Origin of the sequence: Sporosarcina sp. P12(2017) (assembly GCF_002743035.1) — a bacterium.
Lineage (GTDB): Bacteria > Bacillota > Bacilli > Bacillales_A > Planococcaceae > Sporosarcina > Sporosarcina ureae.
The window spans coordinates 57,352-65,386 of record NZ_PDYL01000020.1 but is presented as its reverse complement, the minus strand read 5'-3'; the positions used below and the strand labels follow the sequence as shown (position 1 = coordinate 65,386).

8 protein-coding genes are annotated in these 8,035 nt (G+C 43.5%); all 8 read right to left on the bottom strand.

Annotated elements, in window-relative coordinates; all coding sequences use genetic code 11:
* Positions 1 to 439 precede the first annotated feature (439 nt).
* The 8 genes from lysS to cysK all read right to left on the bottom strand — a co-directional run bounded on the left by lysS (position 440) and on the right by cysK (position 7,951).
* Entirely contained in the window at positions 440 to 1,930 is a 1,491-nt protein-coding gene (gene lysS / locus CSV80_RS15040; protein WP_099671488.1) for a lysine--tRNA ligase, read from the bottom strand.
* A gap of 160 nt (positions 1,931 to 2,090) precedes the next feature.
* Positions 2,091 to 2,606 (bottom strand): 2-amino-4-hydroxy-6-hydroxymethyldihydropteridine diphosphokinase, encoded by a 516-nt coding sequence (folK, locus tag CSV80_RS15035; protein WP_099671487.1) that lies wholly within the window; start codon positions 2,604 to 2,606, stop codon positions 2,091 to 2,093.
* Entirely contained in the window at positions 2,603 to 2,971 is a 369-nt protein-coding gene (folB, locus tag CSV80_RS15030) for a dihydroneopterin aldolase (protein WP_099671486.1), read from the bottom strand. The genes folK and folB overlap by 4 nt, the downstream gene beginning before the upstream one ends.
* A gap of 21 nt (positions 2,972 to 2,992) precedes the next feature.
* Positions 2,993 to 3,844: a dihydropteroate synthase gene (gene folP, locus CSV80_RS15025; RefSeq protein ID WP_099671485.1), complete on the bottom strand. Its 852-nt coding sequence runs from the start codon at positions 3,842 to 3,844 to the stop codon at positions 2,993 to 2,995.
* Between the two features lie 2 nt (positions 3,845 to 3,846).
* Positions 3,847 to 4,698 (bottom strand): aminodeoxychorismate lyase, encoded by an 852-nt coding sequence (gene pabC, locus CSV80_RS15020; protein ID WP_099671484.1) that lies wholly within the window; start codon positions 4,696 to 4,698, stop codon positions 3,847 to 3,849.
* Positions 4,695 to 6,125, bottom strand: a complete 1,431-nt coding sequence (locus tag CSV80_RS15015; protein WP_099671483.1) for an anthranilate synthase component I family protein — start codon at positions 6,123 to 6,125, stop codon at positions 4,695 to 4,697. The genes pabC and CSV80_RS15015 overlap by 4 nt, the downstream gene beginning before the upstream one ends.
* A gap of 26 nt (positions 6,126 to 6,151) precedes the next feature.
* Entirely contained in the window at positions 6,152 to 6,793 is a 642-nt protein-coding gene (locus CSV80_RS15010; RefSeq protein ID WP_099671482.1) for a peroxiredoxin family protein, read from the bottom strand.
* Between the two features lie 231 nt (positions 6,794 to 7,024).
* Positions 7,025 to 7,951 carry a cysteine synthase A gene (cysK, locus tag CSV80_RS15005; RefSeq protein ID WP_099671481.1) on the bottom strand — a complete coding sequence of 309 codons (927 nt, stop codon included), beginning with the start codon at positions 7,949 to 7,951 and terminating at the stop codon, positions 7,025 to 7,027.
* Positions 7,952 to 8,035: the final 84 nt, after the last annotated feature.

The window sequence follows — 8,035 nt, the reverse complement described above, 5'->3', positions numbered from 1 at the left end:
GCATGTATTAGGCATGCCGCCAGCGTTCGTCCTGAGCCAGGATCAAACTCTCCATAAGAGAAATTCGATTAGCTCGAGTTTCATTTGCTGGCATCAATTAAGATACTCATTTTGTTTATGTCATCGTTAGATGCATAAACTGTATTTCGTTAACGTTTTGCTGTTCAGTTTTCAAGGTTCATTCGGTTGGTCTCTCGTAAGAGGCAACTTTCTTATAATAACATCTCGCCGTTTTGTTGTCAACACTTTTTATGAAAAACTTTTTCGTCATGTTTTTCGCTAAGTCGCTAACTTCAAAAGCAACTTCATAAATATACCACCCGTTTTTAAATAACGCAAGTGTTTTCTTTAATTCTTTTTGATTTTCTTTTACATTCTATTAAAACACTGCATGTAGGCAATAAAAAACAGCTCCAATATTGCTATTGGAGCTGTCATATCAGTCTTTAGGACGCATTTGAGGAAACAACAGCACGTCGCGGATCGATTGTGAGTTCGTCAACAACATAACGAGACGGTCGATTCCGATGCCAAGTCCACCTGTTGGCGGTAGTCCATATTCTAATGCTGTAATGAAATCCTCATCCATTTCATGCGCTTCATCGTTTCCTTGCTCCTTCTCTACCAGCTGCGATTCGAACCGTTCGCGCTGATCGATCGGATCATTTAACTCTGTGAAGGCATTCGCGTGTTCACGACGTACGATAAATAGCTCGAAACGATCTGTGTATCGCGGATCTTCCGGATTCTTCTTTGCAAGTGGAGACACTTCTACTGGATGTCCATAGATGAATGTCGGCTGGACAAGTTCTTCTTCTACTTTTTGCTCGAAGAATTCATTCAGAACATGACCTACTTCCATAGAAGGAGTTACTTGTACGTTATGTTCTTTAGCTAGTTCATGCGCTTGTTCTTTCGTGAGTTGCTGCCAGAAGTCTACGCCTGTAAACTCCTTGACTGCGTCTGCCATGTGCAGTCGCTTCCAGCGCGGCGCTAAATCAATTTGATCATTACCATACTGAATAGTAGTAGTTCCAAGTACTTCTTGTGCGATATGCGCTACTAGGTTTTCTGTTAGTTCCATGATGTCATTGTAATCCGCGTATGCCTCATATAACTCAATCATTGTGAATTCAGGGTTGTGACGAGTGGACATTCCTTCATTACGGAATACCCGTCCGATTTCATATACTTTCTCAAGGCCTCCAACGATCAGGCGCTTTAGATGTAGTTCGATAGCGATTCGCATATACAATGTCATATCAAGCGTATTGTGATGTGTAACGAATGGGCGGGCTGCTGCTCCTCCTGCTATTGAGTGAAGCATAGGCGTTTCTACTTCAAGGAAGCCTTGTCCATCCAAGTAATGACGCATGGATTGAATGATTCGACTACGCATAATGAAAGTTTCTTTGCTACCTTCTGTTGATATTAAATCTAGATAGCGCTGACGATAGCGTTGTTCTACGTCTTGTAGACCATGGAATTTCTCAGGCAATGGACGCAGTGCTTTCGTTAAGAATGTAAACTTTGTTGCTTTAATAGAAAGTTCTCCTACTTTTGTTTTGAAAATAATACCTTGAACGCCGACTATGTCTCCGAGGTCTGCAGAGGTAAATAGCTTATATGCTTCTTCACCGATAGCGTCTTGACGCACGTAAATCTGGATTTGACCTCCAAGATCTTGGATGTGAGCAAATCCTGCTTTACCTTTCCCACGCTTTGTCATAATACGACCAGCAATGGTTACTTCATGCTCGTTTTCTTCCAACTCTTCTTTTGTTTGCTCCTCATAATTAGAGCGTATCTCACTTGTCAGGTGTGTTCGTTCAAAACGCTGACCGAACGGATCCAAACCATCTTCACGTATATCATTCATCTTCTGGCGTCTCACCAAAAGCTGATCATTCATTTCATCCATATTGGACATTTCCTTTCACTCCTTCATACTTTGACCGTCCTTCTTCCCAGGATCAGTCGTCTGCAACTATTGTACACAAATTCGAGGCCTAACAAAAGGACAAACAGTTATCTCATTCTATTGTATAGAAAAAACCGCCCTATTATAGAGCAGTTTGATCATTCGACGTTCAACCTTTTCTTAAAAACTCTTCGACTTGTTCAACCTTTTTCCAAAAATTCACTCCGTCTTCCTTTATCGCTAGCTCTTCACGATAAAGTGTTCCTGTTGTAGGATTCTTTACATCCTCATTAATCTCAACTAGCGGTACAAGCACGAATGCACGCTCTTGCATACGGAGATGCGGAATGATCAGATTCTCCAATTGAATGTGTTCCTCGTTATATAGCAAAATATCCAAGTCTACCGTACGTGGGCCCCAACGTATTTTGCGCATTCTGCCAAGCTTATTTTCAATAGATTGGCACGCACTCAATAATTCCGTTGCTTCTAATGTAGTCTCAAGCCTGACTACAATATTTAAAAACTTCGCCTGTTCCGTTAATCCGACAGGCTCGGTCTCATATACGGAAGAAACTTGTAACACGTTAATAGAAGAGTGTTCATTTAACAATTGTACTGCTTGCTGTAAATGTTCGAGGCGATCACCTATATTCGATCCCAATGACAAGTAGGCGTTATTCAAGAGAAACGCCCCCTCGTGATTTCCACGGAAACGGATGAGTAATGTCCACGAATCGGTGGATCTGGCTTTATAAGCAAGACCCGCACACCATTTACTTTTTCCGCAAAGTCCGTCATGATCGTTCCCGCAACTGTTTCAGCCACCGTCTCGATCAAATGAACCGCTTCGCCTTCTACGATATTCTTACACATCTCATACACTTCTGCATAATTCATTGTTTTCGATAAGTCGTCCGTCTGTCCGGCTTCCGCAAGATCCGTCGCCAATGATACCGTCAGCCGAAAACGCTGTCCGAGTTTATTCTCTTCAGGCAATGCGCCGTGGTAACCGTAAAACTCCATATCATTCAAATGAATATAATCCATGAAATCCCTCCATTTTATCGCTTACCCAGTGTATGCTGCTTTCTTCGTCAATACATCCATCATCTTGACCATACGTGAGATTTCCTTTACATCATGAACACGCATAATATGTCCGCCGTGCTCAATACCGTAGCAAACCGTCGCACCCGTACCCTCTATACGCTCTTCTACAGGTAGATCGAGTACTTTACCGATCATGCCTTTACGTGATGTACCGAGCAAAACTGGATATCCAAGATTCGCAATCGAAGACAACCCTTGCATCGCTAATATATTCTGCTCGAGATCTTTCGCGAAGCCGATGCCTGGATCCAACCAGATCATCTCTTCACTAACCCCCGCCCGCTTTGCAATATCGATACTCTGCTGCAAGTCTTCTATAACAGCCTCCATGAACGGTAGCTGGTAATCACGATTTTCACGATTGTGCATCAAAATAATAGGTACGCCATAGCGCGCCGCCACTTCCGCGATCGCTGGTTCCCGCTTCGCACCCCATACATCATTAATTATACTTGCACCGGCCATAATCGCCGCTTCCGCCACGGCTGCCTTTGACGTGTCAATTGAAATTACGCAGCCGAGTTCTTTCGCAAGCAACTCGATTATTGGTACAACACGCGCAATTTCTTCTTCGACTGGTACAGGCGTGTACCCCGGACGAGTAGACTCTCCGCCAATATCGATGATTTTCGCACCATCGGCAAGCATTTTCCGTGCATGTTCAAGTGCCGGGTTTTGCTGGCCATATTTCCCGCCATCCGAAAACGAATCCGGTGTGACATTCAATATCCCCATAATCACCGTTTCTTCCGCAAAATTAATCGTCGTTTCACCCAGTCTATAAGATGCACGCGCTTTTGATAATTTCATTACTAGTCACTCACTTTCATTCGGTTGACAGCTTGTTGGTAACCGGCATGCAATCGTTGATAGACCGATCCTTCCTTGCCGGAAAACAGTACTTCTCCTACTTGGCGAATCGGAACTAGTTCCTGAATCGCGTTGGTAATGAATACTTCATCCGCCGATTCAAGCTCATCCTGCATATACAAACCTTCATGGATAGGCAATCCGATTCCCCCGGCCATTTCGATGACAAACGCCCGCGTCGTACCAGGTAAAATTCCCGTCTCCAATGAAGGTGTATACAACTGACCTTGTTTCACCCAAAACACATTCGATGTAATGCCCTCTGCCACATAGCCGTCCGAAGTAACAAATAGGCCTTCTGTTTCTTTCAATGAAGTTAATTCTAGGCGTCCTTTGATATTATTCGCATACTGATGTGACTTATGACGAATGACACTTTCCGGTTCATTACGTGTTGTTGCGAGCCAAACGCCATCTTTTTCCGTATGTACGGGTGGAAGATGAAGTGATTTTTGGAAGATCAGTACATTCGGTTGTTCATATTGTGTAGGTGCTAGCCCGATATTATGCACACCCGCCGATACATTTAATCGGTAATAACCATCCTCATAGCCATTCTCTTTATACAAAGAATGAATAGCCGACAGAATTTCTTCATCACTATACCGCATTTCAATACGGTAATCAGCCAATGCCGACCGTAAGCGAATCATATGAGATTCGTAAAGGAATACTTGACCTTCATATGTACGGAACGTTTCGAAAAATCCTAGCCCGTAAAGAAACCCATGATCAAAAGGGGATATCTGTAATTCTTCCGCGACTACTTGCTTACCGTTAATCCAGCAAATCAATGCAGTTGCCCACTTTCTCTACGAGTCGCCAACTCCGCCATTTCTTTCGCTTGCCACAATGCTTTTGCTTTATTTAGAGATTCTTGATATTCAGCAGCAGGATTCGAATCAGGTACTAAACCCGCACCCGCTTGGATATGCACAATACCATTTTGAATGAACGCTGTACGAATAGTTATATTCAGCTCTAGGTCTCCATTGAAACCAATCCAACCCATTGACCCTGTGTAGAGCCCTCTACGCGTCGGTTCCAGTTCTTCAATGATTTCCATCGTACGCAATTTAGGATCTCCCGTAATTGAGCCACCAGGGAATACACCTTGCATAATAGGTGCCAGATCTTCAGAAGACGCAGTACCACGAACATTCGATACCAAATGCATGACGTGCGAATACTTTTCGACGACCATGAATTCATCCACTTCTACTGTGCCTTCCTGACAGATCCCTTGAAAGTCTGCACATTCGAGGTCGACAAGCATCTTGTGCTCACCTATTTCTTTGGCATTCGATACCAACTCTTCCTGTAAAGCTAGATCTTCCACTTCCGTCATCCCACGCTTTCTCGTGCCACCGATCGGACGTGTACTCAATTCAGTTCCGCGCTTTTTCAACAACAGCTCTGGAGAACCAGAGACCGCTTCAAAATCTGGCGCTGCCATATAGGCCATGTAAGGTGATGGATTGAACGAACGCAATGCTTCATACATCAACAAAGAAGGAGCTCCAAGTGGTTTTGACTGACGCACGGACAAATTCACTTGCACAACGTCCCCATCATCAATGAATTGCTGTACATCGCGCACCATCTGCTCGAACTGCTCTCCTGTTACAGAAACTTGTAGATCTTCTTCAGTAACGTCCACATCTACTGCTTGTCCAGTAGTAAATTGACGATGCTGCAGACCTTTTTGTAATGCTTCCGCCCATTCATTCACCATATTTTCCAGTGCGTGCTGCTTCTCAGGCAATGTCATAAAATAGACGTTGTTATTCTCTATATCCAACACAGCCCATTGATCAAAGAGATAAAAGAATACGTCAGGTGTCGCCAAATCATCCTTTGCAAGTACCGGTAATGTCTCATAGCGTCTGACATAATCGTAACTGACCATCCCAATTGGCCCACCTTGATAGGCAGGCAAGCCTCTCTGATGCTCCAGATTATATTGCCCCATAAAATTATTCAGCAAGACTAGTGGATCTTCTCCCGTCAGCCATTCTTCTTTGCCATCACGCCACTCTAAACGTAGGCCTGTTTTGGTTGCGTTGAACGTCACGAGTGGATCAAGTCCCGCCACACACATCTTCCCGCCACGACCACTCTCCAATAAAACATGTCGTTCTATCTCTGTCGCAAGTTGACGATAGGCATAAAAGAATTCGTCTTTTGTCATTGAAGCCGTCTGATAGGCTACTGTATTCATGCTAGTTCCCCCTGCGTCTCTAGTATTCACTCTGCGTTACTTTCCTCTATTAACTGTTTAATCATTGTATCATCCAACGGCAGCATCATTTTATCCGTAATCACACCATCTTTATTGATGATATACGAAGTCGGATAAACTTTTATCTGATACATTTTCATGACTTCGCTATCCTTATCCAATAAAATCGGAAATGTCAAATTATATTCATCGACAAATTCTTTCGCACTCTCTACCTTGTTCTTCTCTGTTTTCGTCATATTGACTGCGAGTATCTCCATATCGCCAGACTCGTTACTGTCTGTATAGTAGTTTTCCATATGCGGCATTTCTGAACGGCATGGCGGACACCATGATGCCCAGAAGTTCAACATGACCGTCTTGCCACGATAATCAGATAACTTGACCGTATCACCTGACAATGTAGTCAATTCGAAATCCGGAGCTAAGTCCCCCTTCGCAAGCCCAGGCTTATCAGTGTCCGTAGTAGTTTGCCAATCCTCCGGCAAACGATCTACCACATCTTTCGGCAAACTTTCCATATTCAAATCCTCATAACCCGGAAGACCGCCCGTTTCCTCTTTAATTTCCTTATTCAACAAGAAAATAATAGTACCCATGACAATCACAATTAAAACCGAAACTATTATGCTCCACTTTTTATTCACAGTGAGCCTCCTCTGTTCTATGTATAACTAGGTTGGTTCATCTTAATTATACAGAATTTTACCCGCTGATAACAACTTGAAGATTACGCCATTTAGTTACTGGATATAAAAAGAAACTGACGCTAGAAGCTACTTACTACTTCTAGCGACAGTTTCATATGTGCAAAGGATACAATTACGTCTTCGGAACCACTGCAACGTTAGCAGAAAGCTCCCGCGATACTTAATCTTTTACTCTTCCTCAAACTGATAAAGAGGTGTGCTTAAGTAACGCTCTCCGTTAGATGGGATAATCGCTACAACTGTCTTGCCTTTACCTAGCTTCTTTGCCACTTGCAACGCAGCCGCAATCGCCGCACCTGAAGATACGCCTCCAAGGATCCCCTCTTCACGAGCCGCACGACGCGCAAACGTATACGCATCATCATTAGAGACTTTGATAATTTCATCATAGATAGCCGTGTCTAAAACTTCCGGCACGAATCCCGCACCGATCCCTTGAATTTTATGTGGTCCCGGCTTACCACCAGATAATATAGCTGAATCTTCCGGCTCTACCGCTACGATACGAACTCCAGGGAAATGTTCTTTCAACACTTCACCCGCTCCTGTAATCGTACCACCCGTACCAATTCCAGAGATAAATGCATCTACTTGATCTAGAGCATTGACGATTTCCGGCCCTGTTGTTAAACGATGAACTTCGGGATTCGCTTCATTATTGAACTGTTGCGGCAAGAACCAACCGTTTTCTTCTGCTAGTTGCTCAGCTTTCGAGATTGCGCCTTTCATCCCTTCAGCACCTGGAGTTAGTACTAAATCTGCTCCGTATGCGCGGAGTAAGTTGCGTCGCTCTAAGCTCATCGTGTCAGGCATAACAAGTACAGATTTATACCCTTTCGCCGCCGCGATCATCGCAAGTCCAATTCCTGTGTTCCCGCTTGTCGGTTCAATGATTGTGCTACCTTCTTTTAATTTACCGTTTTTTTCCGCTGTCTCGATCATAGCAAGCGCAATACGGTCCTTGACGCTTGAGCCAGGATTGAAAAATTCTAGTTTCAAATACACATCTGCATCATCTGCACCTGTTAAACGATTTAATTTTACTAACGGTGTGTTACCTACTAAATCAATAACTGAATTTCCCACTCTACTCATTTGTCATCCGCTCCTAATACCCAGTATTTTAATATGTTTTATTGACTTAATGTTACTACCTTCTATTTCACTTGTCAATAATAT

Bases quoted from the DNA above. Each gene is read 5' to 3' on its own strand.
- lysS (WP_099671488.1), bottom strand. From the start codon at position 1,930: ATGTCCAATATGGATGAAATGAATGATCAGCTTTTGGTGAGACGCCAG.
- folB (WP_099671486.1), bottom strand. From the start codon at position 2,971: ATGGATTATATTCATTTGAATGATATGGAGTTTTACGGTTACCACGGC.
- folP (WP_099671485.1), bottom strand. From the start codon at position 3,844: ATGAAATTATCAAAAGCGCGTGCATCTTATAGACTGGGTGAAACGACG.
- CSV80_RS15015 (WP_099671483.1), bottom strand. From the start codon at position 6,125: ATGAATACAGTAGCCTATCAGACGGCTTCAATGACAAAAGACGAATTC.
- cysK (WP_099671481.1), bottom strand. From the start codon at position 7,951: ATGAGTAGAGTGGGAAATTCAGTTATTGATTTAGTAGGTAACACACCG.